This window comes from Actinacidiphila sp. bgisy160 (assembly GCF_057707815.1).
On the sequence record NZ_JBYIQW010000081.1, the window covers coordinates 1 to 26,486 of the forward strand.

A 26,486-nucleotide genomic window follows, 5' to 3' on the forward strand; every position below is an offset into this window, starting at 1 on the left:
CGTCATGCGAACGGCCGCGCGTGACCGGCCGCGCTGCCCGCGTCACCGCACCGCCGGCAGGTGGGCGGGGGCGACGCGGGACTCGGCCCGCACGGGGAAGGCCAGGGCGGCGCGGACGAGGGCCATGGCGGCCGGCGTAGCGAGCAGCGCCGCGCCGCCGAAGGCCGGAAGGCGGCCGTCCAGCGTGCTGCACGCGGTCGCCAGGACCGTCGCGAGCCCGGTGACCGCTCCGGTCAGGCAACGGCACGGTCGTGGCCCCGGTCGGCAGCGTCCCCGATCAGCGCGCCGCCGACGCCCCGGCTTCCACGAGTACGGTGCCGGCACCCCGGCACCCCGGTAGCGGCAGTCGGGACGAACCCCGCCGTCCAGGGAGACCCGGCGGACCTCCCCCGCGGACGGCTCGCAACGAACCTTCATGCAGCCGGCCATCACGTCGCCGTCGTCGATGGCCGCTCCGCTCGAACCATAGCCTCTCCCCCACCTAGCTGCGACGATTATTAATTTGCCTAATACCTTTAGGTAAATTAGCCTGCAGCTTATGGAGCCATTGACTGAGCGAGAGATCCGTTCCGCCTTCGTGAACTGCAGCAAGGGCGAGGCGAAACGCCTGCACGTGCCTCGCGATCTGGCCGAGCGCCCCTGGGACGACCTGGACTTCCTCGGCTGGCGCGACCCCCAGGCGCCCGACCGGTCCTACCTCGTCGCCGAGCTGGACGACCGCCTGGTGGCCCTCACCCTGCGCAGTTCCAGTGCCGCCTCCTGGCAGGCGCGGCCCAGCATGTGCTCGATGTGCCTGACCACCCACACAGGAGGCGTCGAACTCATGGTCGCCCCGCGGGCCGGCAAGGCCGGACAGCAGGGCAACACCGTAGGCGCCTACATGTGCGGCGACCTCGCCTGCCCGCTCTATGTGCGGGGCAAGAAGGACGTGGGCATCGGCGCACGGCTCCACGAGACGCTCACCATGGAGGAGAAGATCGAGCGGACCGTCGCGAACCTCGCCGCGTTCATCGCGAAGGTCACCATGTGAAGCCGGCTCCCCACTCGACAGGCTCCCCCCGCTACGCGGCTTGTCCGGCTGGATCACGTTCCTGTCCAGCAGGAACCCTGCCGGCGCCGCGGTGGGCGGCGACCTGAGGCGTGAGTACGCAGCGGACAAGATGACCGGCTACGCGCCGGCCGTGGACGACGCCGCGCATACCCGGCCACCGCCTCGGCGCGGTCGTCACGGCGGCCCCGCCGCGACGCGGGGCCCGGCCGCCCCGGTCAGCGGTCGCGCCACGCGGGGGCCAGGGCGAGGAGCATCGCGGCGGCGGTGAGCGCGAACGCCGCCGGGTAGCCGGTGTGGGCCGCCGTCGCGCCGAAGGCGAGGGCACCCACGCCCATTCCGCCGTCGTAGGCCACGTTCCACAGCGCGCTGACCGTCCCGTACCCCGACTCCGGGACCCGGGAGTACATCAGCGTGAGCGTCGCGTTCTGCGCCACCCCGAAGCCGGCTCCGAACAGCACGACCCCGGCGAGCACCGCCACCGGGCTGCCCGTCCCGGCCGTCAGCAGGAGGCCGGCGGCCGAGGCCAGCAGGCCCGGCAGTACCAGACGGGCCGGGCCGTGGCGGTCGCCGGACCGGCCGGCGAACCAGCGGGCCACGGTGGACGTGGCGGGCTGGGCGAACAGCGCGACCGTCACCATCACGGACAGCGACGCGGGCACGGCGAGCGGCAGGAACGTCACGATGATCCCCGCCCCCAGCGCCGTCGTCGCGAACACCGCGGTGGGCCGCGCCAGCGCCCCATCGCGCAAACCCGCGACCACGCCGGCGTCCCGGCCGTCGGAAGGTTGCCGTCCGGGCAGCCCCGGCACTACGACGACCGCGGCCAGCGCCATCACCCCGCCGGCCACGCACACCGGCGTGAACCCGACGTGCGCGGCCAGCCACACGCCCAACGGCAGGCCCACCAAGGACGGCACGCCCGACACGATCCCCGCCAGCGCGAGCCCCTCGCCGCGCCGCTCCACCGGGATCAGCGCGGCCGTCAACGCGCCGCCCGCGACAACGGTGAGCGCGAAACCCAGACCTCGCAGCAGGCACACCGCGACGATCCACGCCATGCCGTCCCCGGCGGTCAGCACCAGTGCGGGCGCCCCGAGCAGGACCAGCCCCGCGGCCAAGGCCACCCGGTAGCCGTACCTGGCCACCAGGCGCGGGGTCGCCAACTCGCCGCCGACGGTGGCGAACATCAAAGCGCCGGTGGCCAGGCCCGCGTCGGCGCCGCTGCGCTGGGCGTACAGCGGCACCACCGACAGCAGCAGGAAGAAGTTCGCGGAGGCGCCGATCACCGTCCAGAAGCGCAGCAGCAGCTGACGGGTCACCAGTGGCGGGCGGGCGGGTGCGGAAGGTGTGCCGGTCTGGGGCGGGGTGCTGGGTGGCGTGGTCATGTCGCCGACGCTAGAAGCCGGCCGGTCCCCCGGTAAGCTCCAATTCCATGCCGCTTCAGTGGTCCGGTCTGTCGCCCGAGCTGCTGCTCACCGTGGACCGGGGCAGTCGCGAAGGGCTGCGCGCCCAGCTGGAACGCCAGATCAGGGACGCCATCCGGGCCGGCCGACTCCAGGTCGGCGAGCGTCTGCCGTCCTCACGCGAACTGGCCCGCCGCACCGGGGTCTCCCGCGGCCTGGTCCAGGACTGCTACGCACAGCTCCAAGCGGAGGGCTATCTCACCACCCGCATCGGAGCCGCCACCACCGTCGCCGCCCGTGCCTGCCCCCAGCCCGCGCCCACGCCGGCGTCCGGCCCACCGCAGGCCGGGCCGCGGCTCATGGCCGACTTCCGGACCGGCGTCCCCGATCTCGCCTCCTTCCCAGTGGCCGACTGGCTGTGGGCGACGCGCGAGGCGACCCGCGCTCTGCCGTCCACCGCGCTCGACTACGGCGACCCGCGCGGCGCGCCGGTGCTCCGCGAGGTGGTCGCCGGGTACCAGCGGCGGGTCCGGGCCGCGGCCGCCGACCCCGGACACACCGTCATATGCTCCGGCTACGCCCAGGGCCTCGCCCTGGCCCTGCGCGCGCTGGCCGCCCGTGGCGTGACCACCGTCGCCTACGAGGACCCCGGCGCACCCGCCGCGACAGCCCGGGCCGCCGTACTGGCCGGGATGACGGCGATACCGGTGCCCGTCGACGAGAACGGCATCGACGTGCGGGCCCTGGAGGCGACCAGCGCGCGAGCCGTCCTCGTCACCCCAGCGCACCAGTGGCCGACCGGCGTCGTCATGACCGCCCGGCGACGGCGCGCGCTGATCGCCTGGGCTCAGCGCCGTGACGCCGTCGTCATCGAGGACGACTACGACGCCGAGTTCCGCTACGACCGCGACCCCGTCGGCTCGCTCCAGGGCCTGGCCCCCGACCGGGTGCTGAACATCGGCACCGTCAGCAAATCCCTCGCGCCGGCCCTCCGGCTCGGCTGGCTGCTGTGCCCGCCCGTCCTCCACGGACCCATCGTCGCGTTCAAGGCCTCCGACGACCGCGGCTCCCCCACCATCGACCAGGTCGCCCTCGCCCACCTGATCACCTCCGGACGCTACGACCGCCACCTGCGACGCATGCGCACCGAGTACGCCGCCCGGCGCGCCACCCTGGTCGAAGCGCTGGCCGTGCACGCCCCCGGTGTACGGCTCACCGGTCTCGCCGCAGGCTTCCACGCCGTCGCCCACCTCGGCCCGGGCTGCGACGAGGATCAGGTCGTGGCCGCGGCCCGGGCCCGGCGGGTCGGCCTCTACGGGATCGCCGCAAACCACTCGGCGCCGGCCACGGGGGGCGGCGCCCGGCTCGTACTCGGTTTCGGCAACACGAACCAGCACGCGATCGCCGCCGGCATCACCGCCGTCAGCGACCTCCTCACGGGCTGAGGCGCATGCCGGGCGTCTCCCGTGCGCGGCGCGCCGTGGTCGGGCACAGGCGGGCCCGGCACTGTCACGGACTGCAGCGCCAGGCCTGCCTGCACCCATGGAGACCGGATGGCACGGCTTCCTGTGACAGCTACTGCGCGCGGCTCGGCCCTGGACGCCGGTTCAGGTCGGCTCCGTAGAGGGTGGTCATCGCGTCGTCCAGTACCGGTGCGATGGCCTCGGCGTAGGACTCGGTGAGGTGGCTGTCGTCGCGGTAGACGAAGGTGTCGTCCACCACCACGGGGCAAACACCGCCGGTGCCGCAGAGCCAGGGCGCCGGGTCGACGACCGAGACGCCGGTGGCCGCCGCCGCCTCGGTGATCTCCCGCTTCTTGTCGGGATCCCTGACCGCGTGCCCGATGTCGGAGGCGCACCGGTGCAGCTCCAGCGGATGGTTCCCCGCGCAGTCCACCGCGTCGCCGTCGGGCCACGGGGTGTCTTCGACGGCCAGCACCTCGGCACCGGAGGACGTCAGTTCGCGGTAGGTGCGCTCGAAGCCTTCCGTCCACTGCCGGCGCGGGTCCCCGGACGGCCGGGCCAGGTCGGCCGCGTCCGAGGAGGAGGCGATGACCAGCGCGGGACGCAGGGACCTGATCCGGGCCAGTGCCCTGGTGCGCCACCGGTCGCACGAGGCGTACGGCCTGCCCTGGTGGACGGTGGTCACGGCGGCGACCTTGCACGAGGCCTTGGTCAGCGACACCAGTCGCCAGTGGTGCTCGCGGGCCAGTCGCTCCAGAGCCGGGAACCACTGGGCGGCGTGTGAGTCCCCGAAGAGCACGACCGTCGTCGACGCCGACCGGTCACCGTAGACGCACGGCGGAGTCGCCGCGCTGCCGTAACCGATGTGACAGCCGTCCCGGTAGATCGCGGACGACGTCCCCTTGATCATGGTGAGACCGGGCGTCAGGTTGGACGGCAGACTGCGGGACGGTGCGGCCAGCAGCCCGGTCAGGTGTGCCTGCGGATCGGCGGCCCCGGTGAGCGCGCTCCTCAGATGTGGCGCCGCCACGCCCGAGCTGATCCGGGGCGGGAAACTCTCCGCGACCAGCACCGCTGCGACGGCGCACGCCGTCATCCCCGCCCCGAGCCCCAGCGCCCGCAGCGGACGGTCGCGGAAGACGCGGTGGAACCGCACCGGATTCTCCACCAGGTGCAGCGTCACCCAGGCCGGCAGGAGCGCGAGCGCCGCCGACACCAGTGCGAACCCCACCGTCGGCGGCCGGTTCAGCGCCGCCGGCAGGATCACCAGCGTCGGCCAGTGCCACAGGTACCAGCTGTACGACAGGCCGCCGACCCACGTGGCCGGCCGCAGCGACAACAGCCACCCGGCGCCGTACCGCGCCGGCGCACAGCCGCCCGCCAGCACCAGCGCGGCGCCGAGCACCGGCACGACGGCGTACCAACCGGGGAACGGCGTGTCATCGTCGAACGCGACAGCCGCCACCAGCAGTGACACCAGCCCGGCCCAGCTCATGGCCGCGGCCGACCAGGCCGGCAACCGCTCCAGCCTGCGCGTGGACAGGGCGAGCAGCGCGCCGACGCCCAGCTCCCACAAGCGGGTGTGCGAGCCGAAGTACCCCCAGGACGGTGAGACCCCCGTGACCGACAGGTTCAGCAGGAAGGAGACCAGGCACAGCACGGCGAGGGGCGCCGCGACCAGCCCGGCACGGCGCCGCGCCAGTCTCCAGCTCGCCCACAGCAGCAACGGCCAGAGCAGGTAGAACTGCTCCTCGACCGCCAGCGACCAGTAGTGCTGGAACGGCGACGGCGGGCTGCCGGCCTGGAGGTAGTCGGTGCCGGCGCCTGCCAGCCGGAGGTTCACCACGTAGAAGGTGCTGCTGAGTGCGTCCGCCACGTACGCGTGGAAGCGGACCTTCGAAAGGAACAGCCACGCCCCGCAGAGCGTGACCAGCCCTACGGCCGTGGACGCGGGGAGCAGCCGCAGCGCGCGGCGGGCGTAGAACCGCCGCAGGGACACGCGGCCGGTTCGAGCGAGTTCGCGCGACAGCAGCGAGGTGATGAGGAAGCCCGATATGACGAAGAAGACATCAACCCCGATGTAGCCTCCCGCCAGCCGGCCGACTCCGGCGTGCGAGAGCACCACCAGTACCACCGCGAGCGCGCGCAGGCCCTGAATGTCCTGGCGCAGCCGTGCTCCGGCGCCGGGCGGGTGCGGCGCCACGGCGCCGTACCCGCCCGGCGCCCGGCCGCCGCCATGAGCCGTCAGTGGGGGCGCCGACCCCCGCGCCGAACTCTCCGCAGGCCGCGACGCACGCACCACGAAACTCTCCCTTGATCATGACCGATGAACGCCGAGCGACACGACGCCACGGCCAAGACCCTTCACAACCGGACAGGGTTGCGCCGGTTCGGAACGATTCATCCGCTCCTCACCGAGCACGCGCCCACTGTTGCCCCTTCGTTCACCGACGCTCACGGTGAACGGCTCTGGCCGGACTCCGGCTCACGTCGGCCGGCGACGCCGCCTTCCTCCCCGGCACGAGCCCGGGGAGGACAAGAAGCACCCCAGGATCCGCCGGCCGCTGTCCCCGGGCGCCGTCATCATCCGCCGAGGTCAGGAATTGCGGGGGACCACCAGGCCGGATTCGTAGGCGAGCACCACGAGCTGGGCGCGATCGCGGCAGTGGAGTTTGGTCATGGCCCGGTTGAGATGGGTTTTCGCCGTCAACGGGCTGATCACCATGCGGGCGGCGATCTGGTCGTTGGACAGTCCCTGCGCGACCAGGGCGACGGCCTCGCGTTCGCGGTTGGTCAGCTCTTCGAGCCCCACGCCGGTGCCGGAGCCGGTGCCGGGCGGCTGGGCCACGTACCGGTCGATCAGCTTGCGGGTGATGGAGGGCGCGAGCAGGGCGTCGCCGCGCGCGGCGACGCGTACGGCGTGGAGGAAGTCCTCCGGCACGATGTCCTTGACGAGGAATCCGGCTGCGCCGGCGCGCAAGGCGTCCAGGACGTACTCGTCCAAGCCGTAGTTCGTCAGGATGACGACATGCACGCCCGCGAGGGCCGGGTCGGCGGCGATGCGCCGGGTCGCCTCGATGCCGTCGACGACCGGCATGCGGATGTCGATGAGAGCGATGTCGGGCAGGTGCTCCCTGACCAGTGCCAGGCCCTCCTCCCCGTCGGAGGCCTCGGCCACCACCTCGATGTCGTCCTCGAGGTCGAGGAGCGCCCGGAATCCGCTGCGCAGGAGCGGCTGGTCGTCGACCAGCAGGACACGGATCACGACGTCCGGTCCACGGGGAGTTCGGCCTGGACCGTGAAGCCCCCCTCACCACGCGGCTCCGCCCGCAGCCGGCCCCCGAGCGCGGTGACGCGCTCGCGCATCCCGAGCAGCCCCACGCCGGGCACCGGGGCGGAGCCCGGCCTGGCCTTGCCGTCGTCATCGACGCGGACCGCCAGGGCGTCCGCACGGCAGTCGATCCGGACCGACGCCGTGCCGGCGGCGGCGTGCCGGGCGACGTTGGTGAGCGACTCCTGAACGATCCGGTAGACGGTCCGGCCCACCGCGGTGGACACGCCGTGGTGTTGTCCCTCGATCGTCAGCGTCGCGTCCAGGCCGATGGCACGCGCCCGTTCCACCAGTTCCGGAACATGGTCGAGACCGCGCGGCGGGGCCTTGTCGTCGTCGCGCAGCGCCTCCAGGGTCGCACGCAGTTCCCGGCTCGCCTCACGTCCGGCGTCCCGGATCGCCAGCAGGGCCTCCGGCACCTGCTCGCCGGTCCTGCGGGCCACGTGGACGGCGACTTCGGCCTGCACCTTGATGATCGAGATCTGGTGGGTGAGGGAATCGTGCAGTTCGCGCGCGATGCGCAACCGCTCCTCGTCGGCGCGGCGCAACGCGGTCTCCTCGCGGGTGCGCTCGGCCTCGTCCGCCCGCCGCTCGGCCTGCCGCAGTGCCTCCCCCGCGGCGCCGGCGGCGATCAGCCAGGCCACCTCCAGGGCGCCGCGGGCCTGCGCGAACGCCTGGCCCGTGTCGTGCAGGGAGACCAGGGCCGCGAGGGGAAGCGCGGCCAGCATGGCCACGCTCGCCACCACCGTGACGGAGCGGTGTCCCGCCCGTACGGCGGCGTAGACCGCGAACAGGTAGGCGACGGCGGGCACATCGAACCCGGCCGCCTGGTAGCCGACCGCGCAGAGCCCGGTGGCGGCCAGCACGGGCAAGGGCATCCGCCGGCGCACGGCGAGCGCCAGGCCGCCGCTCGCCAGCAGTACGGAACCGAGCAGGCCGAGGGCTCCCGCGGGATGCTGCCCGGACAGCCCGGTGGCCAGCAACGCCGCCGCCACGCCGATCGCGATCGCCCAGTCGCCGGCGGCGGTGGGCACGCCGAACCGTCCCTTGTCCATGCGCGCACCCTAGCCGGACGCCGCCCGGGGCGAGTCCCGCTCGCGGACGAGCCGTTTCCTACCACGTCCGCAGTACACGCGCGGCGCCTGCGGCATCCGCAGCAGCGGACTGCCTCAACGGCGGCAGCACGAAGTGACCGCGCCTGCGGGATGCTCCGTGCCGGGACCGGCGGCCATGATCGGGCGACATCCCAGTCGTGGCAGACGAAGGAGAACCCCATGTCCGTCGGATCCGTCCTGGCGCAGGCCGCCACCAGCTCCTACACCCTGACCCCCGAGCGCGTCTGGGCCGGCACGGCCGCTGTGCTGGCGCTGCTCAGCGTGGTCCTCGGCGTGCTCGCTCTGACCTCCTTCGCCCGGCGTATCGGGACGGGCGACGGGCGGGCCCCGGCGATCGCGGCCATGGCTGCCGGGCTCGTCTCCGTGGTCAACGGTGGGCTGGTGGTGGTCACCGCCGACGGTGGCCCCGGCACCGGCAACGGGATCGTCGGTGGGTTCGTGGCCGTGGCGATCGGGCTGGTCGCCGTGGTCCTGGGCCGGCAGGCGCTGGCCCGCTGCTCCCGCCGCGCCGCCTGAGCGCGGCGAAGGCGAGCGGCGGTCGCCGGACCGGGAAGCTCAGGGAACGGTGATCACGGCCTTGCCGCGGGCGTGGCCCGCCTCCACATGGCGCATGGCCTCGGCGGTTCCGGCCAGCGGGTAGGTCCGGCCGACCACGGGGGTGAGCCGGCCGGCCTCGATGAGCGCGGTCACCGCGAGCAGATCCTCCCGGATGGGGCCGGCCGGTGCCGCCGGGAGGATGACGCGCAGTCGCTGCCGGACGACCGTGTTGGCCGCGACCAGCCGCAGCGTCGAGCCCACCGCCCCGACCACGCGGCCGGGCGATCCGCCGCCGTTGGCCACCAGGATGCCCGCCGGGGTCAGCGCCCGGCGCAGCCGGCTGAGCGGGTGGTTGCCGACGTTGTCCAGGATCAGGTCGTAGCGGGTGTCCGTACTGGTGAAGTCCTGCCGGGTGTAGTCGATGACGTGTGCGGCTCCCGAGGAGCGCGCCAGATCGGCGTTCCCGGGGCTGCACACCGCGGTGACCTCGGCGTCCAGGGCCGAGGCGATCTGCACCGCGAAGCTGCCGACGCCGCCGGCCGCCCCGTTGACCAGTACGCGCTGCCCGGCCTTCGCCTCGCCGACGGTACGGATGCCGCGCAGCGCGGTCACCGCCGCCATCGGCACTGCCGCGGCCTGCTCGAACGTCAGCCCAGCGGGTTTGGGGACCACCAGGTCCGCCGTGGTTCGGGCGTACTCGGCGAAAGCTCCCGGGCAGAAGCCCAGCACCTCGTCGCCGGGCTCGACGCCCTGCACGCCGGGACCGACCGCCGCCACCTGGCCGGCGGCGTCGATGCCCGCCACCGGCACCTTCGGCCGCGTCACCCCCATGCCGCCCAACAGCCGCGCCACATACGGGTCGCCGCGCATCATGTGCCAGTCGTACGGGTTGAGCGCCGCCGCGCGTACCCGCACCAGTACCTCGCCGGGCCCCGCCTCGGGCCGGCCGACGTCCTCCAGCCGCAGGATCTCGGGCGGGCCGAACCTCTTCTGGACGATCGCTTTCATCGACCCCCCCCAACGCCTCGCCGTCATGTCCGACTCCCTTGCCACGCACCGTAGGTGTACGGCGTACACTCGTCAAGAGGCATGGCAGCAGGCCGCGTTGGCGGGTTTCCTTTTCGCCGGGTCAGGCCGCGTCGCGCAGCCGCTCCAGGCCGTCCAGCATCAGGTCCAGTGCGAACTCGAACTCCAGCTGGTCGTCGCAGCCGGCACCGACGACGGACTCCGCGTCGTGGGCGACCGCCATCGCCAGTTCGGTGACATGCGGGTAGCGGGCCGCCATCTCCTCCGGGGGCAACGCGTCCGGGTCCGGCTCGCCTCCCGGGGTGTCCTCGAACAGCTCCTGGGAGAAGCCGAGCACACGGCTGCCCATGATGTGCATCGCATGATGGACCAGATCCAGCGGGAAGCCCCCGGCCCTGAAGATGCCGATCATCGAGTCCAGGTAGCCCAGCACCGCCGGAGTCGGAGCCGAACGCGCCTTCATCCGCGCCTCGATCACCCCTGACGCCCACGGATGACGCAGCAGCATCCGGCGCGCCGACAGCACCCGCCGCCGCACGGCCGCCTTCCAGTCCACTCCGGCAGCGGGCGGGTCGATCTCACCGACCACGGCATCGATCATGCCGTCAAGCAACTCGTCCTTGTTCGCCACGTGTTTGTACAGCGCCATGGGCACCACACCGAGCGATCCCGCGATCTTCCGCATGCTCAAGGCCGCGACTCCGCCGTCATCGGCCAGGGCCACCGCGGCAGCCAGGATCCGCTCCCTGCTCAACGGCTGACGGGGCCGCGGCGCGGCGCCGGCCTGCATGGCGATCTCGACCATCCCCCTCGCTCCACGGCTCGATCAGGCCTGTTCCCTCAGGACCACGGCGGCACACGCGCGGACAGGCCGGACCCATCCTCCCCCACACCCATTACCGCTGCGCGGCGCGGGGGCGGGAGGCAGGCAGGCCGGTACCGGCCGCGGTCGCCAGGAGCAGGAACGTCGCCCCCTCGCCGTAGGAGCCGGTCGTCTTCGCGATGACCGGTCCGGCCCACAGGATCGTCCCGCATGACGGGACCCGCGCGGCCAGGCCGACCGGTAGGTCACCACCGCGGACGAGGCGAGCGACGCCGCGTTCGCCCGCGAGCTCGCGCACACCTGGCGGTACGGCGTCCACCGCCGCCCCTCACCCCCACCGCAGAGGGCGCACCACCGCCGCGCCCCGGCGCGGCGCCCCGCTCAGCCGGAAGCCGGCGGACCTTCGCCGCGACGAGGGGTCGCGTCGCTCCCTCCGGCAGGGGATCCACGACCGGCGTCGCGCCTCGGCCCAGCTCATCGGTCCCCTCGTCCGGCACTCCCCGCCGCGACCGGCTGCCGATCATTCGACCTCGCGGGGTCAGCCGCGGCACCCCAGGAGGGAAATACCCGATCGGGGGTTGTATTAGGGTGGATTGTGCAGGCCGGTGACACGGCCTGGCGCGGGTGACGAAACAGGAGAACCCGCGACGCGGTACTCGGCCCCGCGCCGGCCCGCCCGCCCGCCACGAGCGGTGGTCAACGGCGCGGACCGCGTCCACGCCGTCGGGTAGGGGATGGGCCGGAGGCGGTTGTGAACCATGAGAGACACACGTCGGCTTGAGCCCAACTCGGCGAACCTCGGCGGCGGCTCCGTGCTCGCCGCATGGGAACGGTTCGTGCAGGGCGAGGATCATGTGCCCGGTGTCCGGCCCCTCGTGGCGATCTCCTGGCAGCGCTGCCGGGAGCAGTACCGGGTCGATCCCCACCTCGCCAAGGCCCCGGTGGCCGTCGCGAAGCGCGACCCCGTGCCCGAGCACGACGGAATCCTCGCCGAGCTGGGCTTCCGCGCCGCGGCAGTGGCACAGGAGGTGGGCAATCTCGGCGGTGTCGTCACCGTCGCCGACGCCACCGGCCGGATCCTGGCCTCGTGGGGTGATCACGCCACGCTCACCCGCGCCGGCGAGTGCAATCTGGCGCCCTGGTTCTGCTGGTCCGAGTGCGCGGCCGGCACGAACGGCATGGGCACGGCGCTGGAGGCGCACGGCCCGGTACCGATCAGGGGCGCCGAGCACTGGTGCCGGGCGTTCCACGACTGGGCGTGCGCGGGCATCGCGGTTCGTGACGTGGTGACCAGGGAACCGATCGCGGTGCTGAACATCTCCTGCTGGCGCAGCAGGCTGCCCACGGCCGCCGAAAACTGGCTGGCGAGCGCCGTCGGCATGGCCCGCTCTCCCCTGAAGAGGCGCGCCCGGGACAGCGGCGCGGAGTTGGTCGCGGCCTACACCCAGGCCAGGACGACGTCCGCGGCCCCGCTCGCCGCCGTGGACACCGCGGGCAAGGTGGTGATCGCCGACGACATGGCAAGCGTGCTCCTGGGCGTCCCCGCGTACACCCCGGCGATCGACCCCACCCTGCGGTGGAACCCCGGGCTGCCGGAATTCCTCGCGGCCGCCCGGTACGCCAGCGGGCAGGCGGCCCACGATCCCGACTGGGTCGGTTCGACGCAGATCTTCGCCCACCTGGCCGACGAGCCGACGTCGATCAGCATCCGGCCCGTCTTCTCGTCCGGGCGCCTGATCGGGCATCTGGTGCTCTTCGGGGTTTCCGGCGGGGCGCGCATGCCACCCGCGGAGGGGTCCGCGCACCCCGGGATGCCGCCGCGCCGGCTGGTCGCGACGCGCGAGAACCGGATGGTGCTGCTGCGACTGCCGGAGATCTGCTTCGCCGAGTCCCACGGGAACGACGTGTGGCTCGCCACCGATCAGGGGCGGTTGCGAGCCTCGTCCTTGAGTCTGGACAAGCTGGACAGCGATCTGGCGGATGTCGGCTTCCTGCGCGTGCACCGCCGGTACGTGGTCAATCTCAGCCGCATCCGGGAGATCGAGCGCGGCCTCAAGGGCGAGCTGTCCCTGGTCATGGACGACCGGGCGAACGGGATGGTGCCGGTTTCCCGGCGGAACGCGCCGGCTGTGCGTCGCGCGCTGAACATCTGAACCACCAAGCGACCTCCAATCCGGAAGGAGCTCCCCCGTGACGGACATCCCGGACGCCGTTGCCGGCGAGGCGAACGCCGGCAGCGGGGGCGGTCTCGGCCTCCCCGCATCGGCCGCCGCCCCAGCCTCCGCCGGGCACCCCGGCCGGCCGATCGCCGGCGCGGGCAACCACGACTGGTGGCCGGACCGGCTCGACCTGAGGATCCTGCGGAAGCACCCCGCCATGGCCGACCCCATGGGCAAGGACTTCGACTATGCCGCGGAGTTCCGGACGCTCGACCTCGACGCCCTGGCGCGCGACGTCGACGAGGCGCTCACGACCTCGCACGACTGGTGGCCGGCCGACTTCGGCCACTACGGGCCGCTCGTGATCCGGATGGTGTGGCACTGCGCCGGGACGTACCGCATCGCCGACGGCCGCGGTGGCGCGGGCTCCGGCATGCAGCGGTTCGCACCGCAGAACAGCTGGCCGGACAATCGCAACCTCGACAAGGCGCGCCGGCTGCTGTGGCCGGTGAAGAAGAAGTACGGCCGCAAGATCTCCTGGGCCGACCTGATGGTCTTCGCGGGCAACCGCGCCCTGGAATCGATGGGTTTCACGACCTTCGGCTTCGCCGGCGGCCGGGCGGACGTGTGGGAGCCCGACGAGGACGTCTACTGGGGTCCCGAGCGCGTCTGGCTCGGCGACGAACGCCATGGCGGGGTCCGGGAGCTGCAAAGCCCCCTGGCCGCCGACCAGATGGGCTTGATCTACGTCAACCCGGAGGGGCCGAACACCGTGCCGGACCCGCTCACCTCGGCCCGGGACATCCGCGAGACCTTCCGGCGCATGGGGATGAACGACGAGGAGACCGTCGCACTGATCGCGGGCGGCCACACCTTCGGCAAGACCCACGGCGCGGCGGCCCCGGACACCTACCTCGGCCCCGAGCCCGAGGCCGCCCCCCTCGAGCAGCAGGGCCTGGGCTGGAAGTGCCGCTACGGCACCGGCAAAGGCCCGGACACCATCTCCAGCGGGCTCGAGGGCACGTGGACGCCCACCCCCACGACATGGGACAACAGTTTCTTCGAGACCCTGTTCGGCTACGAGTGGGACCTGGAGCTGAGCCCGGGCGGCCTGTGGCAGTGGACGCCGCGGGACGGCGGCGGGGCCGGCACCGTCCCGGACGCCCACGACCCGTCGGCCACACATACCCCGACCGTGCTGACGACGGACCTGGCGCTGCGGTCGGACCCGGTCTACGAGCCGATCTCACGGCGCTTCCTGGAGAACCCGGACCAGCTGGCGGACGCGTTCGCCCGGGCCTGGTTCAAGCTGACGCACCTCGACATGGGCCCGGTCCAGCGCTACCTCGGACCGCTGGTCCCGCGGGAGAGGCTGACCTGGCAGGACCCGGTCCCCGCGGTGGACCACGAGCTCGTCGGGGCCGCGGACATCGCCGCGCTCAAGAGCCGGCTCCTGGCCTGCGGGCTGTCCGTCTCCGAGCTCGTCGGGGCGGCGTGGGCGTCGGCCTCGACGTTCCGCGTCAGCGACAAGCGGGGCGGGGCGAACGGCGCGCGCGTCCGTCTGGAGCCGCAACGGGGGTGGGAGGTCAACGACCCCGACACGCTGGCGCGGGTGCTGCGCACCCTGGAGGGCATCCAGAAGTCCTTCAACGGCTCCAGCACCGGGGACAAGAAGATCTCGCTGGCCGACCTCATCGTGCTCGGCGGGGCCGCCGCCGTCGAGCGGGCCGCCGAGGCGGCCGGCTACGTCGTGAAGGTCCCCTTCGCTCCGGGACGCACGGACGCCACGCAGGAGTGGACCGACGTGGAGTCCTTCGCCCCCCTCGAGCCGGCCGCGGACGGGTTCCGCAACTACCGCGGCAAGGGCGCCCGGCTGCCCTCGGAGCACCTGCTGGTCGACCGCGCGAACCTGTTGGGCCTGAGCGTGCCCGAGACGACCGTCCTGGTGGGTGGCCTGCGGGTGCTGGGCGCCAACCACCGGCAGTCGCCGCTGGGCCTGCTCACCTCGGAGCCCGGGTCGCTGACCAACGACTTCTTCGTGAATTTGCTCGACACGGGCACGGCGTGGGAGCCGGAGTCCGCGACCGCCGAGACCTTCGTGGGGCGCGACCGGGGCACCGGCGAGGTCAGGTGGACCGCGAGCCGGGTCGACCTCGTCTTCGGCGCGAACTCCGAGCTGTGTGCCGTCGCGGAGGTCTACGCGAGCGACGACGCGCGGGAGAAGTTCGTGCGGGATTTCGTGGCCGCGTGGGACAAGGTCATGAACCTCGATCGGTGCGACCTCGGCTGATCCTCTCGGCGGTGGCTTTCGGGGGACGAACGGTGGCCGGTCGCGGGCGAACGGCACGAGCCGCCCCGTACCGGCGCCCATGCTTGTCGGTGTGATCCATCCGGCGTAGCGTGTTTATTGGGCAAAAAATTATCCGCTTTTCGCCGTGACAAAATACGGTGCATGAATTCGACGTCGATTCCGAGAATTCGAAGGAAGGTGCGGAACCGGCTGCGCCGTACCGCCGTCGACGCGGTCGGCGCGAGGTGGACACAGCGATTCGGCATGAGGAGAGTGACGCCCCGATGACGACCACGCAGGAGCGATCCGACCTGCTGGACAAGATCGGGTTGGCCGAACAGAACAAAGCAGCGCTGGGTCAAGTGCTGGGAACCGGGAATATCGGCTATGCCGCCGAGAAACCGGACGGCAGGATGCAGGCCACAATTCGCATCCACCCCGACGAGCTGACCTGGGATCCCTCTATTCTGGTCATGCCCCATGGAGGCGATATCGAGCTCGAACTCGTCAACGACGACCTGAACACGCATTGCGCGCTCCTGCCGAGCAATGGCGACCGGAAGTTCATCTGGTTGGTGAACCATTCGCGCGGACGGGCGACCCTCAACCTCGACGGGCCGGGTTACTACTGGTTCGGCTCGCCCACGGGCAATGACGAGGGCCGGGGGTTGACCGGGGCCATCGTCGTCATGGGGGACGCTCCGCCGGAGGCTCGCCTCGACCGCCCCGAACAACCGCGGCCGTAGGAAGAAGGAGGAGGCAGAACCAATGACCGTGGACTACGTGGACGCGGGTGAGGCCGTCGACCAAGGGAAGTTGACCGGCAAGGTAGCGGGCGGGGACGTCGCGCCGCCCGTGGTGGCGAGCGTCGACTACGAACGCATACTCAATGCCCGCCAGGAGCCCCACAACTGGCTCACCTACTACGGCGCCTACAACGGGCAGCGGTACAGCCCGCTGGACCAGATCAACACGGAGACCGTCAAGCGCGTCGCCCCCGCCTGGGTCTTCCAGGCCGGCACGACCGGCCTGATCGCGGGCGCGTCGACCTACTCGTTCGAGGCCGCACCGATCGTCGTCGACGGGGTCATGTTCCTGTCCGGTTGGGACGGCTGGGTCTGGGCCCTCGACGCGAAGACCGGCGTGGAGATCTGGCGGTACAAGCACGCGGTCCCCTTCGACGTGTCCTTGTGCTGCGGAAACGTGAACCGTGGGGTCGCCGTGGCCCAGGGCAAGGTCTTCTTCGTCACGGCGAACGCACGTGTGATCGCACTCGACGCCACCACCGGCAAACGGGTCTGGGACAAGACCTACGGTGACGTCCGGGCCGGGGAGAGCGCCACACTCGCCCCGCTGATCGTGAAGAACATGGTCATCGTCGGGAGTTCCGGCGGTGAGTTCGGCGTACGCGGCCACCTCGACGCGTTCGACCTGAACACCGGCGAGCACCAGTGGCGCTGCTACACGGTGCCCAAGCCCGGGGAGCCGGGTTCGGAGACCTGGCCCGCCAACGGCGAGGCGTGGGCGCGCGGTGGGGCGAACTGCTGGGTGACCGGCACCTTCGACCAGGAGACGAACCTGCTGTACGTCGGCACCGGCAACCCGGCGCCCGACTTCGACGGGGGGGTCCGCGAGGGCGACAACCTCTTCACCGACTGCGTCATCGCCGTCGACGTCGACAGCGGTCAGATCCGCTGGCACTACCAGTGCACCCCGCACGACGTGTGGGACTACGACAGCATCGCCGAGTGCATCCTGTTCGAGCGGGACGGCCGCAAACTGCTCGGGCACTTCGACAAGAACGGCTACTTCTTCGTCCTGGACCGCACGAACGGCGCGAGGGTCGGGATCACCCCCTTCGTGGACCGCATCACGTGGGGGGCCATCACGAGGGACGGCCAGGTGACGGCCAAGCTGTACCCCGAAAAGGAGGGAGAACCCGTCCACTTCTACCCGGGTCCGGCCGGCGCCAAGGAATGGACCCACGCGGCCTACAGCCCGAAGTCCGAGCTCTTCTACGTCCCCGTCCAGGACACCGGCGCCACGGCCACGCGGCGGCGGCGGGAGTTCAAGGAGAGCATCCCGTACTGGGGCGCGGGCGTTCAGGTCGACATCGAGGACATGGCGGGGTCCGTCAGCGCGTTCGACGCCGACGGCCAGGAGAAGTGGCGCTGGCGCAACGAACTGCCCATGTGCGCCTCGGTGCTGGCCACCGGCGGCGACCTGGTGTTCGCCGGCGAGCCCTCCGGCGAGTTCAACGCGCTCGACGCCCGCACCGGGCAGCAGTTGTGGCAGTTCCAGTGCGGCAGCGGCCACCACAGCAGCCCGACCACCTACATGGTCGACGACAGGCAGTACATCGCCGTACCGGTCGGTTGGGGCGGATGGGCCGAGGGATTCCTCCCCGGCATGCTCGGCGCGGGGCACGGGAGCGCCCTGATCGTCTTCGCCCTCCCCGAATGGTCGTAGCGCGCGACCGGAGCCTGCCGTATCCGGCGGGAAGGAGGTGGATTCATGGAATCCCAGCTCACCGAGTGGGAGACGCCCGAGTTCGAGGTGATCGCGGTCGCGGCCGAGGTGACCATGTACGTCGCCCGGCTGGAGGACTAGCGAGCGTGGGGCCCGCCGGACCGGGTCCGGCGCCGCCCCCGCGCCGTCGGCTCTGGACGCGACGGACGGCCGGGCCGGTGACGGACCCGGACATGCGACGAACGGAGTTCCGCGTGTTGCTGCGAGTGCTGGGCTCGGCGGCGGGGGGTGGGTCCCCGCAGTGGAACTGCGGCTGCCAGGTGTGCGCCGCCGTCCGCTCCGGGGCAGGCCCTCCGCGCACCCAGTCCTCGATCGCCGTCAGCGCCGACCACCGCCGTTGGTTCCTCCTCAACGCCTCACCGGATCTCCGCGCCCAGTTCGAGGCCTTCCCCGGCCTGCACCCGCGGGGCCAGAGGGCGACGCCGCTCGAAGCGGTGCTGCTCACCGACGCCGAACTGGACCACACGCTGGGCCTGCTCCTGTTGCGCGAGGCCCGTGCACTGCGGGTGTACGCCACACCCGCCGCGCACAAGACGTTGTGCGACGGCTCGGGACTCCTGAGCACGCTCCGGCACTACTGCACCGTCGAGTGGCGGGCGGTGATCCCGGGCGCGGATCTGTCCCTGACGGACGGGCTGTCCTGCCGCGCGTTCGACGTACCCACCGCCAAACGCGCCCGGTTCGCGGCCGAGGCGGACCACGGCCGTGTCGTGGGCTACCGGCTGACCGACGAACGAAGCGGGGGGACGCTGGTCTACCTGCCGGCGGTGCAGGCCCTGACGCCGGCGCTGCGCGCGGAGATCGAGGGCTGTGGATGCCTGCTGATCGACGGGACCTGCTGGCGCGACGACGAGCTCGTACGGCTCGGACTGGCCGGCAAGACGGCCCGGGAGATGGGCCACCTGCCCATCGACGGCCCGGACGGCAGTCTGGCGCAGCTCCCGTCGCTGGGCGCCGGGCGGACGATCTTCGTGCACATCAACAACACCAACCCGATCCTCCTGGCGGACTCGCCCGAGCGGCGTGCGGTGCGGGAGAGCGGCATGGAGGTGGCCGCGGACGGCATGGAGGTGCAGGTGTAGGACCGTGACAACAACACCCACAACCCCGACAACCCCGGCAACACCGACGGGAACGACCAGGAGCAGCAGCGGAGTCGACGACTTCGTCGAGACGTTGCGCGCCCACTCGCGTCGGTACCACGACCAGCACCCGTTCCACGTCGCGATGAACGCCGGCCGGCTGAGCCGCCGGCAGATCCGTGGCTGGGTGGCCAACCGCTTCTACTACCAGGAGAACGTCCCCCGCAAGGACGCCGCGATCCTTTCCAACTGCCCCGACCTCGAGGTCCGCCGCCGCTGGATCCGGCGGATCGTCGACCATGACGGCGCCCGCGCGGGCGAGGGCGGCATCGAGGCCTGGCTACGTCTCTGTGAAGCGGCCGGGCTGACCCGCGAGGAGGTCCTGGACCACCGGCACCTGGTGCCCGGAGTACGGTTCGCCGTCGACGCCTACGTGGACTTCGCCCGGACCCGCCCGTGGGTGGAGGCGGTGGCGTCCTCGCTCACCGAACTGTTCGCGCCCGACCTGATGGCCGCCCGCCTGGCCGCCTTCGAGCGCTGGTACCCGTGGATCGACCCCGAGGGCCTCGCCTACTTCCGCGCCCGCCTGGAGCAGGCTCCGCGCGACTGCGAGCACGCCCTCCAGGTGGTCACCTCGCGCTGCCTCTCCGCCGAGTCCCGGGCGCGCGCCGTCGACGCCCTGTCGTTCAAGTGCGACGTCCTGTGGAGCGTGATGGACGCCATCGACCAGGCCTACCCGGAGTGACCGCCATGGACCCGACCCGTACCGCGACGGCCCGGACCGGCCCCAGGACCGGACCCGGCACCGAGGTCCGCGGCTCGGACCGGCCCCGGCTGGCGCGCCACGTCCGGCTCACCTTCTGCCGGACCAGACGGCGTCCGATCCTGCTGCACCCCGAGACCGTGGTGGTCCTGAACGGCAGCGGCGCGGCGATCCTCGAACTGTGCGACGGGCGGCACACCGTGACCGAGATCGTGACCGAACTGGGCGGACGCTACCGGACCGTCCCCGGGGACGAGGTGCGGCGGTTCCTTGCCCGGCTCGTCGCCCGGCGGTGGATGGAGCTCTCCGATGGATAGCCCGTTCGGGTTGCTCGCCGAGCTCACCTACCGCTGCCCGCTGGCCTGCCCGTACTGCTCCAACCCGCTGAATCTGGGCGGCTACCAGGACGAGCTGGACACCGGCGAGTGGCGGCGGGTGCTGGCCGAGGCCGGCGACCTCGGGGTCCTGCAGTGCCATCTGTCCGGCGGGGAACCCCTGCTGCGGCGCGACCTGGTGGAGATCACGGCGACCGCCCACGACCTGGGCCTCTACACCAACCTCGTGACCAGCGGCATCGGGCTCTCGCGTCCGAGGGCCGAGCAACTGCGCGCCGCGGGCCTGGAGCACGTGCAGGTCAGCATCCAGGCCGACGAGCCGGTCGTGTCCGACAGGATCGCCGGCATCCCGTCCTTCCGGCGCAAGGTCGAGGCGATGCGCGTGGTCAAGGAACTGGACTGGCCCCTGACGGTGAACGTGGTGCTGCACCGGCACAACATCGACCGTGTCGCCGACCTGATCGAACTGGCCGAGGAGGTGGGCGCCGACCGGCTGGAGCTGGCCAACACCCAGTACTACGGCTGGGCCTGGCGGAACCGTGCGGCCCTGCTGCCCAGCCGGGCACAGCTCGCGGCGGCCGAGGTCGTCGTGCGGGAGGCACGTGAGCGGTTGCGGGACCGCATGGACGTCATCTACGTCATCTCCGACTACTACAGCCGCTACCCGAAGCCCTGCATGGGCGGCTGGGCGTCCCGGTTGCTGACCGTGACGCCGAACGGCGACGTCCTGCCCTGCCCGGCCGCCCAGTCCCTGCCGTTGCCGCGGGCCAGCGTGCGGACGGACTCGCTGGCGTGGATCTGGGCCGAGTCCCCGGTGATGTCCGCCTTCCGGGGAACCGACTGGATGCCCGAGCCCTGCCGGAGCTGTTTCCGGCGCGAGGTGGACTTCGGCGGGTGCCGTTGCCAGGCGTTCCTGCTCACCGGCGACGCGGCACGCACCGATCCGGTCTGCCACCTGTCGCCCGACCACCATCTGGTCGTCAAGGCCGTCGAGGCCGCCAACGCCGACCAGCGGGCCGGCGATCACCCGCCGGTGCCCCGGCCGCACCGGCCTAACCGCCGAACCACAACGGCAGCGCCACAGCGGCGATGATCAAGGTGACCCCGCTCAGCAGGTCCGAGCGGATCCGGATGAGTCGTGCCGCCGCCCGCCCGAGCCGTAGCCCGATCAGCGACATCACCGCCGTCACGATTCCGAAGACGGCGGCGGAGAACCACGGCGAGAGCCCGAGGATCCCGAGGCTCGCCCCGGCGAACAGGTTGTCCAGGCTCAGCGTCAACGGGATGCCGAACAGCGCCCACGGGTGGTCCAACTCGTGCGGCTCGGGGTTCCGAAGGGACGAGATGACGAGGTAGAGACCGTAACCGCCCAGCGCGACCGCGCCCACCACGTCGGCGACGTCCCCGACGGACTCCCCGATCCGGCGACCGATCAACAGCCCGACCAGCGGCATGACCGCGTCCCACAGTCCGAAGGCCAGCGCGACCTGCACCGCGCGCTTCAGACCGAACGGTACGGTGCCGAGCGCGATCGACACCCGGAAGTTGTCGAGACTGAGTACAAAACCCAGGACCAGTATTTCCCAGATCATGGCGATGTCGCTGCCTGGTGGCGCCCGACGGCGGCTGGGCCGAACCCAGCCCGTGGAATGTCCGTCAGGTTGGAGAAGGTGCCCCGGACGGTCCGCGGAATCAACCCGCGAATCGCGCTCCCGGGCGTTTTCCACACTACCCGCCGCGGCGCGCCGGGCCAATCGGTCCCCGGCGCCGCCCCGCCGCAGCACCCCCCTCCCCACGCGCCTGCGGCCCCGGAGGCGCGTGGGGAAGGATGCCGTGCGGTTCGCGGGCCGGCTGTTCAGGCCAGCTTCACCCAGAAGATCTGCTGCGTCTCGTCGCGCTGTGTGCGCGCCGCGCCGCGGTCGCTGGTGAAGACCACGACACCCCTGTGGAGGGCGGGCCAGGTGTTGTTGCCCCCGTGGCTCACCTGAGTGGCGCCGGACCAGCCCTCGGCGCGGTCGAGGGTGGCGGTGAAGATCTTCCAACGCCAGTCGGCCGAACGGGAGTCGTACCAGACGGCGCGCACCGTGCCGTCTGGGTCCACGCCGAGCTTGGCCCGCTGGCTCATCGCGTCGGCGTCCAGGGCGAGGTTCTCGAAGGCCGTCCAGGTCGCGCCACCGTCGGTGGAGCGGCTGGCCCGGAGCTGGAGGTTGGAGCCCGAGCTCTGGAGCGCGCCGCTCTCCCAGATCGCGACGAACGTCCCGTCCCGGTCCACGGTCAGGCCGGGGTGCCGGTCCGAGCGGTCACTGACCCTGCTGACCTGGACCGGGGCGCTCCAGGCACGACCCGGCGCCCTGCGCACCGACGCCAGGACCTGCCAGTTGTCCGGGTCCGTGCCACCGGCGGCCGGTTGGCCCGAGGGCGGGGTGTGACCGGTCCACAGCGGGTCCGGGTCGTAGCGATCGTCCTGCCAGCTGATCACGGCGTGCTTGCCGTCGTGGACGGCGACGGCCGGGAACAGCGAGGCGGGGTAGCGCGGCGAGCGGGCGTCGCCGGGCACTCCCGGGCTGGTCGCCTTGCCCGCCGCGGAGATGTTCACCGCCGCCTTGTCGACGCCTACGATCTGCGCGTACACGTCGAACGCGCCTTCGCTGTTGTCGGACCAGGCGACCAGCGGACGCTTGTCGTCGACCAGCGCCAGCGCCGGGTGGATGGCACGCCCCTTGCCCTTGCTGATCTTGGTCGGCGCCTTGAAGGAGCTGCCGCCGTTGGCGCTGTGCGCGAGGAGGATCACCGGACGGTGCGGCTGCTCCTTGCCCAGCTCGTCCTGCCAGACCACCCAGACGTCGTGGGAGCCGGCGACGATCCGCGGGAACCGCGCGGTGGCCGAACGACCGGACAAGGTGGCGGACTTGGTGACCCTGCCCTTGCTGTCGAGCCGGCGGTAGACCACCTTGCTCGCCTGCTTCTCGTGCACCTCCGCCACGACGTGCGTGACGTCGCCGACGACCGCGACGTCGGCGAAGCCGGTGAACGTTCCGATGTCGCCGGTGACGAGTGCCGCCTTGTCGCGGGCGGTGTCGGCGGCCGGGAGCGCGATCTCGGGCCGGGGCTCGGCCCGAGCGCCGACGGAGACGAAGACGGGCGAGGTGGCGGCGCGCAGCTGGTCGGGCAGGTTCGGGTCGGCGTCGGAACCGGAGGCGCTGCCGGGGGACCGGGCCTCGGCCCGGTACCAGCCGTGGTCCGTGCCCTTCAGTACGAGCGGGAGTTCGTAGCTCTCGTCGGCTCGCTGCGGGTGGTAGCTCGCGATCGGGCCGGCCGAACGGCCGGGCGCCGCGTACACGTGGACGGTGGTTCCCTTGCCGCCCCTCACCTTCACGCGCAGGGTGGCCTGCTTGGGCAGCTTACGGTCGGACACGACCACCTCGTCGCCGCCGATCGCCTCGAACACCCCGTCACCGTCGACGTCGGCCTCGATGGTCAGGAACGGCCCCGAGGTGTTCTGCGCGACCGTCGTGCGGCCGCCGCGGAACCCGTCGAGGACGCCCAGGACCGAACGCTGCGCCGCGAAGACGTGGGTGGTGGGCGTCCCGGGGGCGTCGACGTCCCACAGCTCGCGGAAATGGCAGTCGCTCGCCGCCGCGACCCCGAAACGGAAACCGGCGTTCCAGCGGTTCTCCGCGTACTCGACCTGTTCGTCCGGGCCGGTGGAGACGTTGAGCACCTCGACGAGGTCCGCGCCTTGGACGCTGGCGTTGGCGTTCGGGCCTGCAGCCGGCGTGTACTCGCCGTCGTCGGGGTGGGCCTGCGACCACACCGCACCCTGCGCATGGGCGTCCCAGACCGACTGCTGCACGTGCCGGAAGGCCGCGGAACCGGCCGGGTTGGCGCCGTCCACGATCACGTCCACGTTGCCCAGCACGATGGCGTGAGGCGAGCCGTTCGCCTCCTCGCCCGGGATCAGCAGCAACTTGGACGACTTCCACTGCGGATCCCAGACCTGGTCGTACGTCCGGTGGTCGGTCAGCGGCATGAAGTCGAGGCCGGCCTTCTCGCCCTGGGCGATCTGGTCGCCGACCGGAAGGTTGCCGGGGAGGGTCTGATGCGAGGTCTGCCGGGGCCCGCTGCCGTCCGAGGAGTGATCGTCGTGGACGTGGGTGTCACCCGCGAGCCACTTGCCCCTGGGCGCCTTGGCCCGGTTGAGCACGGAGGTCCCGCTCGCCGTCTTGACCTTGCCGCTCGGTTCGAGGGCGGATCCGGTGACCGCGTCGGCGGTGCTCGCGCCGACACCGACCGCCGCGACGGCGGCTCCCGCTATGACGACGAACCTTCGGCGGGTCAGAGCCTCGGATTCACGGCCCGGCCCGTTGGACCCTCTTGTCGTTTCCATGTGCTGCGCCTTTCCGTGCACCGTTCCCCGGTGGATCGGTGTGAAGTCTCCCGAGACGGTAAAGCGCACCTTTTGCCACGAAATGAACGAACAGCGAACTGTTCACTGTGATGTGACAGATAAGGCGCCACTTGGCGCCTGGGCGGCTCCACCGTGCACGCCGCTGTCAGGGTCGACCGACCGGCCCGGAGCGGGTACGAGTCGGGGCCTCGCGCCACCCGTTCCATGACGGCCGCGCGAAGGCCCTCGCGTCTTCGCGTCAGGAGATCGCGACCCGGGTGCGGCCGCCTCCGGGCAGCACTGACCGGCCGGTCTCGTCATGACCGGCTTCGCGGAGGGCCCAGCCGTCCTTCCTGCCCTTCACTGTGGCAGGCGGTCCCTGTCCCCCGCATGCGTCAAACACCCCTATGGGTGTGGCCGCTGTCCGGGTCGAACGACCCCCGTGCCCGTTCCTCGGATCCCCCGCGGGTCAGCAGTCCGGCGTCCCGCAGGCCGCAGCCCCCGCGGGACGCCGGCCCCCTCCCCCGGCAACCCGACTGGCGATCAGTCCTGCCGCCACTGCGCCGCGTCCTCGCGCCAGGCCTCACCGGCCCGCCAGGACAGCAAGGCCGCGTCCGGTTCCTCCACGCGGGTCAGCGCGACCATCGCCAGGTCGTCCTCCGGGAGCCGCCCGGCGTGCTCGACGACGTCCTCGAGGATCTCTCCGAGCACGTCCGGCAGGCACACGTGACTCGGCGTGCCCTGCCGGATCCACCGCCACGCGGTCGCGCGTTCCAGCAGCGGGTAGCAGCGCCCGTCGGCGTCGCGGGCCTCCATCAGCCCGTCGGTGTAGAGCAGCAGCGTGTCCCCGGGGCACAGTTCGAAGCGTTCCTCGATGGCGCCGCACTCCCGCAGACCGTACAGGCCCAAGGGGGGAGCCGGGCAGCCCGCCACCAGCGCGACACTCCCCCGGCGAGCCCGTATGGGCGGCGGATGGCCGTGGTTGACCATACGGGCGAACCGCTCGCCGTCCCGCACCTCCAGGAGAAGCGCCGTCACGAACCGCTCGTCCTTGTCGCGGGCGAGGTCCTGGCTCTCGGCCAGGTGGAACAGGAAACTCTCCTCCAGCCGCGCCGACAACTCGGCCAGGGTCGCGGCGCGCGGCGCCCACTCCCGGAACGCGCCGAGCACGGCCGCGACGTCCTCGAAAGTGGGCAGGCCCTTGCCGCACACGTCGCCGATGATCAGGCGGGTCGACTCACCCGCGCGCGCGACCGCGTAGAGGTCCCCGCCCACCTGGCCGCGGCCCCCGCAGGGCCGGTAGATGGAGGCGAGCCCCAGCGCGCCGATGCGCCCGGGGAGCGGCCGCAGCAGGACCCGACGCACGGTGTCCGACACGGCGCGCGCCTTGGCCGCCCGGCAGCGATAGCGGGCCTTCACGCGGCCGAGCACCATCGCCGCGGTCCCCGCGGTGATCAGCGGCGCGAGGCCGCACGCGAGGCTCGGATGGGAGTACAGCGGCAGGATCACGCACACCGCGCAGACCGCGAGGATCCACGCCACGACGCTGGCGACGGCCAGATATCGCAACCGGTTTCCCTCGTCCCGCCCCTCCTCGAACTGTTCGACGTCCGTCATCAGCGCCACTCCCTCGCGGTCGTGCGCGGGGCCAGGAGCCGACGGATCCGCGATCGGTCCCTGGCCCACGCATGGGCGTCCCACTCGTGATGGGACACCTCGACCGTAGGGAGCGGCCGGGCCCGGCCCCTTGCCCCGTCGTGCACGGCGCTTTGCCCGTCCGTGCAGGGCCCGGCACCATCCCGGTGGTCAGGGGCGGCATGCGGCCCAGGCCGTGCGCTCGGTGCGTACGCACAGGCCGGCCCGGCGCAGAATGCTGTGGGCGCTGCCGGTGTCGAGCAGCCCGTCGAGGGCGGTCAGGTCCCCCGGCGACAGGGCGGACGCGACGGCGGTGCGCGGCGCAGCGCACCGAGGGCGCAGCGGCCCACCGTCTCGGTGGGAGCGGGGTGATGTCGATCGTCAGAGCGCTTTCGGCTTCGACGGTGAAACCGGCCTCGCCGCACCGGAACCGGCCGGGAAGACCCGCCCCTTGACACCGGTGCGGGACGCGGCAGCCGCAAGAGGAGCGTGCTGCCGCGTCCGTGTCGCCGTCCCCGGCGGCCGACGCCCGTGTGCGCGCGGACTACTGGGACACA

General features: G+C 72.2%; 23 protein-coding genes. 12 read left to right on the forward strand and 11 right to left on the reverse strand.

Going from position 1 to position 26,486, the window contains the following annotated elements:
• Positions 1–42: 42 nt before the first annotated feature.
• Entirely contained in the window at positions 43–417 is a 375-nt protein-coding gene (locus tag AC3EUJ_RS34900; protein ID WP_431968650.1) for a hypothetical protein, read from the reverse strand.
• Positions 418–538: 121 nt separating this feature from the next.
• On the opposite strand from AC3EUJ_RS34900, the gene AC3EUJ_RS34905 reads away from it, so the two are divergent.
• Complete coding sequence (locus AC3EUJ_RS34905; RefSeq protein ID WP_431968652.1) at positions 539–1,030, forward strand: FBP domain-containing protein; 492 nt, start codon at positions 539–541, stop codon at positions 1,028–1,030.
• A 236-nt stretch (positions 1,031–1,266) separates the two neighbouring features.
• On the opposite strand, the gene AC3EUJ_RS34910 is transcribed toward AC3EUJ_RS34905, so the two are convergent.
• A complete protein-coding gene (locus AC3EUJ_RS34910; protein ID WP_431968654.1) occupies positions 1,267–2,436 on the reverse strand; it encodes an MFS transporter in 1,170 nt (389 codons plus the stop codon).
• 47 nt (positions 2,437–2,483) lie between these two features.
• On the opposite strand from AC3EUJ_RS34910, the gene pdxR reads away from it, so the two are divergent.
• Complete coding sequence (gene pdxR, locus AC3EUJ_RS34915) at positions 2,484–3,899, forward strand: MocR-like pyridoxine biosynthesis transcription factor PdxR (RefSeq protein WP_431968656.1); 1,416 nt, start codon at positions 2,484–2,486, stop codon at positions 3,897–3,899.
• 130 nt (positions 3,900–4,029) lie between these two features.
• Here pdxR and AC3EUJ_RS34920 read toward each other — a convergent pair whose 3' ends face one another.
• The 3 genes from AC3EUJ_RS34920 to AC3EUJ_RS34930 all read right to left on the reverse strand — a co-directional run bounded on the left by AC3EUJ_RS34920 (position 4,030) and on the right by AC3EUJ_RS34930 (position 8,303).
• Positions 4,030–6,120, reverse strand: a complete 2,091-nt coding sequence (locus AC3EUJ_RS34920; protein WP_431968658.1) for an acyltransferase family protein — start codon at positions 6,118–6,120, stop codon at positions 4,030–4,032.
• 393 nt (positions 6,121–6,513) lie between these two features.
• Positions 6,514–7,182 (reverse strand): response regulator, encoded by a 669-nt coding sequence (locus AC3EUJ_RS34925; protein ID WP_431968660.1) that lies wholly within the window; start codon positions 7,180–7,182, stop codon positions 6,514–6,516.
• Positions 7,179–8,303, reverse strand: a complete 1,125-nt coding sequence (locus AC3EUJ_RS34930) for a sensor histidine kinase (protein ID WP_431968662.1) — start codon at positions 8,301–8,303, stop codon at positions 7,179–7,181. Before AC3EUJ_RS34930 ends, AC3EUJ_RS34925 begins: the two co-directional genes overlap by 4 nt.
• Before the next feature lie 219 nt (positions 8,304–8,522).
• Between AC3EUJ_RS34930 and AC3EUJ_RS34935 the strand changes: the two genes are divergently transcribed.
• On the forward strand, positions 8,523–8,879 hold the full coding sequence (locus tag AC3EUJ_RS34935) for a DUF6223 family protein (protein ID WP_431968664.1): 357 nt from the start codon (positions 8,523–8,525) through the stop codon (positions 8,877–8,879).
• 39 nt (positions 8,880–8,918) lie between these two features.
• Here the strand turns inward: AC3EUJ_RS34935 and AC3EUJ_RS34940 are convergent, their stop codons facing one another.
• From AC3EUJ_RS34940 to AC3EUJ_RS34950, 3 genes are all read right to left on the reverse strand, one after another.
• The gene (locus AC3EUJ_RS34940) at positions 8,919–9,908 is read right to left on the reverse strand and encodes an NAD(P)-dependent alcohol dehydrogenase (RefSeq protein ID WP_431968666.1); all 990 of its coding nucleotides are present in this window, start codon (positions 9,906–9,908) and stop codon (positions 8,919–8,921) included.
• Between the two features lie 121 nt (positions 9,909–10,029).
• A complete protein-coding gene (locus AC3EUJ_RS34945; RefSeq protein ID WP_431968668.1) occupies positions 10,030–10,731 on the reverse strand; it encodes a TetR/AcrR family transcriptional regulator in 702 nt (233 codons plus the stop codon).
• Between the two features lie 91 nt (positions 10,732–10,822).
• On the reverse strand, positions 10,823–11,068 hold the full coding sequence (locus AC3EUJ_RS34950; RefSeq protein WP_431968670.1) for a hypothetical protein: 246 nt from the start codon (positions 11,066–11,068) through the stop codon (positions 10,823–10,825).
• A gap of 439 nt (positions 11,069–11,507) precedes the next feature.
• Here AC3EUJ_RS34950 and AC3EUJ_RS34955 point away from each other — a divergent pair, with 439 nt between their 5' ends.
• The 9 genes from AC3EUJ_RS34955 to pqqE all read left to right on the forward strand — a co-directional run bounded on the left by AC3EUJ_RS34955 (position 11,508) and on the right by pqqE (position 21,000).
• Positions 11,508–12,902: a DNA-binding protein gene (locus tag AC3EUJ_RS34955; RefSeq protein WP_431968672.1), complete on the forward strand. Its 1,395-nt coding sequence runs from the start codon at positions 11,508–11,510 to the stop codon at positions 12,900–12,902.
• A 37-nt stretch (positions 12,903–12,939) separates the two neighbouring features.
• Complete coding sequence (gene katG / locus AC3EUJ_RS34960; protein ID WP_431968674.1) at positions 12,940–15,198, forward strand: catalase/peroxidase HPI; 2,259 nt, start codon at positions 12,940–12,942, stop codon at positions 15,196–15,198.
• A gap of 284 nt (positions 15,199–15,482) precedes the next feature.
• The gene (locus AC3EUJ_RS34965) at positions 15,483–15,944 is read left to right on the forward strand and encodes an MSMEG_3727 family PQQ-associated protein (RefSeq protein WP_431968676.1); all 462 of its coding nucleotides are present in this window, start codon (positions 15,483–15,485) and stop codon (positions 15,942–15,944) included.
• 22 nt (positions 15,945–15,966) lie between these two features.
• Positions 15,967–17,667: a PQQ-dependent dehydrogenase, methanol/ethanol family gene (locus tag AC3EUJ_RS34970; RefSeq protein ID WP_431968678.1), complete on the forward strand. Its 1,701-nt coding sequence runs from the start codon at positions 15,967–15,969 to the stop codon at positions 17,665–17,667.
• 45 nt (positions 17,668–17,712) lie between these two features.
• A complete protein-coding gene (gene pqqA / locus AC3EUJ_RS34975) occupies positions 17,713–17,808 on the forward strand; it encodes a pyrroloquinoline quinone precursor peptide PqqA (RefSeq protein ID WP_431968680.1) in 96 nt (31 codons plus the stop codon).
• A 92-nt stretch (positions 17,809–17,900) separates the two neighbouring features.
• Entirely contained in the window at positions 17,901–18,809 is a 909-nt protein-coding gene (gene pqqB, locus AC3EUJ_RS34980; RefSeq protein WP_431968682.1) for a pyrroloquinoline quinone biosynthesis protein PqqB, read from the forward strand.
• Between the two features lie 4 nt (positions 18,810–18,813).
• On the forward strand, positions 18,814–19,554 hold the full coding sequence (gene pqqC / locus AC3EUJ_RS34985) for a pyrroloquinoline-quinone synthase PqqC (RefSeq protein ID WP_431968684.1): 741 nt from the start codon (positions 18,814–18,816) through the stop codon (positions 19,552–19,554).
• Positions 19,555–19,559: 5 nt separating this feature from the next.
• Positions 19,560–19,889, forward strand: coding sequence for a pyrroloquinoline quinone biosynthesis peptide chaperone PqqD (pqqD, locus tag AC3EUJ_RS34990; protein ID WP_431968686.1), 330 nt, complete (start codon positions 19,560–19,562; stop codon positions 19,887–19,889).
• On the forward strand, positions 19,882–21,000 hold the full coding sequence (gene pqqE, locus AC3EUJ_RS34995; RefSeq protein ID WP_431968688.1) for a pyrroloquinoline quinone biosynthesis protein PqqE: 1,119 nt from the start codon (positions 19,882–19,884) through the stop codon (positions 20,998–21,000). The genes pqqD and pqqE overlap by 8 nt, the downstream gene beginning before the upstream one ends.
• Here the strand turns inward: pqqE and AC3EUJ_RS35000 are convergent.
• The 3 genes from AC3EUJ_RS35000 to AC3EUJ_RS35010 all read right to left on the reverse strand — a co-directional run bounded on the left by AC3EUJ_RS35000 (position 20,960) and on the right by AC3EUJ_RS35010 (position 25,911).
• Positions 20,960–21,499, reverse strand: coding sequence for a manganese efflux pump MntP (locus tag AC3EUJ_RS35000; protein ID WP_431968690.1), 540 nt, complete (start codon positions 21,497–21,499; stop codon positions 20,960–20,962). The genes pqqE and AC3EUJ_RS35000 overlap by 41 nt on opposite strands.
• A 263-nt stretch (positions 21,500–21,762) precedes the next feature.
• Entirely contained in the window at positions 21,763–24,294 is a 2,532-nt protein-coding gene (locus AC3EUJ_RS35005; RefSeq protein WP_431968692.1) for a CehA/McbA family metallohydrolase, read from the reverse strand.
• A gap of 543 nt (positions 24,295–24,837) precedes the next feature.
• Complete coding sequence (locus tag AC3EUJ_RS35010; protein ID WP_431968694.1) at positions 24,838–25,911, reverse strand: PP2C family protein-serine/threonine phosphatase; 1,074 nt, start codon at positions 25,909–25,911, stop codon at positions 24,838–24,840.
• Positions 25,912–26,486 lie beyond the last annotated feature (575 nt).

Bases quoted from the DNA above. Each gene is read 5' to 3' on its own strand.
- AC3EUJ_RS34900 (WP_431968650.1), bottom strand. From the start codon at position 417: ATGAAGGTTCGTTGCGAGCCGTCCGCGGGGGAGGTCCGCCGGGTCTCC.
- AC3EUJ_RS34905 (WP_431968652.1), top strand. From the start codon at position 539: ATGGAGCCATTGACTGAGCGAGAGATCCGTTCCGCCTTCGTGAACTGC.
- AC3EUJ_RS34910 (WP_431968654.1), bottom strand. From the start codon at position 2,436: ATGACCACGCCACCCAGCACCCCGCCCCAGACCGGCACACCTTCCGCA.
- pdxR (WP_431968656.1), top strand. From the start codon at position 2,484: ATGCCGCTTCAGTGGTCCGGTCTGTCGCCCGAGCTGCTGCTCACCGTG.
- AC3EUJ_RS34930 (WP_431968662.1), bottom strand. From the start codon at position 8,303: ATGGACAAGGGACGGTTCGGCGTGCCCACCGCCGCCGGCGACTGGGCG.
- AC3EUJ_RS34935 (WP_431968664.1), top strand. From the start codon at position 8,523: ATGTCCGTCGGATCCGTCCTGGCGCAGGCCGCCACCAGCTCCTACACC.
- AC3EUJ_RS34940 (WP_431968666.1), bottom strand. From the start codon at position 9,908: ATGAAAGCGATCGTCCAGAAGAGGTTCGGCCCGCCCGAGATCCTGCGG.
- AC3EUJ_RS34945 (WP_431968668.1), bottom strand. From the start codon at position 10,731: ATGGTCGAGATCGCCATGCAGGCCGGCGCCGCGCCGCGGCCCCGTCAG.
- AC3EUJ_RS34955 (WP_431968672.1), top strand. From the start codon at position 11,508: ATGAGAGACACACGTCGGCTTGAGCCCAACTCGGCGAACCTCGGCGGC.
- AC3EUJ_RS34965 (WP_431968676.1), top strand. From the start codon at position 15,483: ATGACGACCACGCAGGAGCGATCCGACCTGCTGGACAAGATCGGGTTG.
- AC3EUJ_RS34970 (WP_431968678.1), top strand. From the start codon at position 15,967: ATGACCGTGGACTACGTGGACGCGGGTGAGGCCGTCGACCAAGGGAAG.
- pqqA (WP_431968680.1), top strand. From the start codon at position 17,713: ATGGAATCCCAGCTCACCGAGTGGGAGACGCCCGAGTTCGAGGTGATC.
- pqqB (WP_431968682.1), top strand. From the start codon at position 17,901: ATGCGACGAACGGAGTTCCGCGTGTTGCTGCGAGTGCTGGGCTCGGCG.
- pqqD (WP_431968686.1), top strand. From the start codon at position 19,560: ATGGACCCGACCCGTACCGCGACGGCCCGGACCGGCCCCAGGACCGGA.
- pqqE (WP_431968688.1), top strand. From the start codon at position 19,882: ATGGATAGCCCGTTCGGGTTGCTCGCCGAGCTCACCTACCGCTGCCCG.
- AC3EUJ_RS35000 (WP_431968690.1), bottom strand. From the start codon at position 21,499: ATGATCTGGGAAATACTGGTCCTGGGTTTTGTACTCAGTCTCGACAAC.
- AC3EUJ_RS35005 (WP_431968692.1), bottom strand. From the start codon at position 24,294: ATGGAAACGACAAGAGGGTCCAACGGGCCGGGCCGTGAATCCGAGGCT.
- AC3EUJ_RS35010 (WP_431968694.1), bottom strand. From the start codon at position 25,911: ATGACGGACGTCGAACAGTTCGAGGAGGGGCGGGACGAGGGAAACCGG.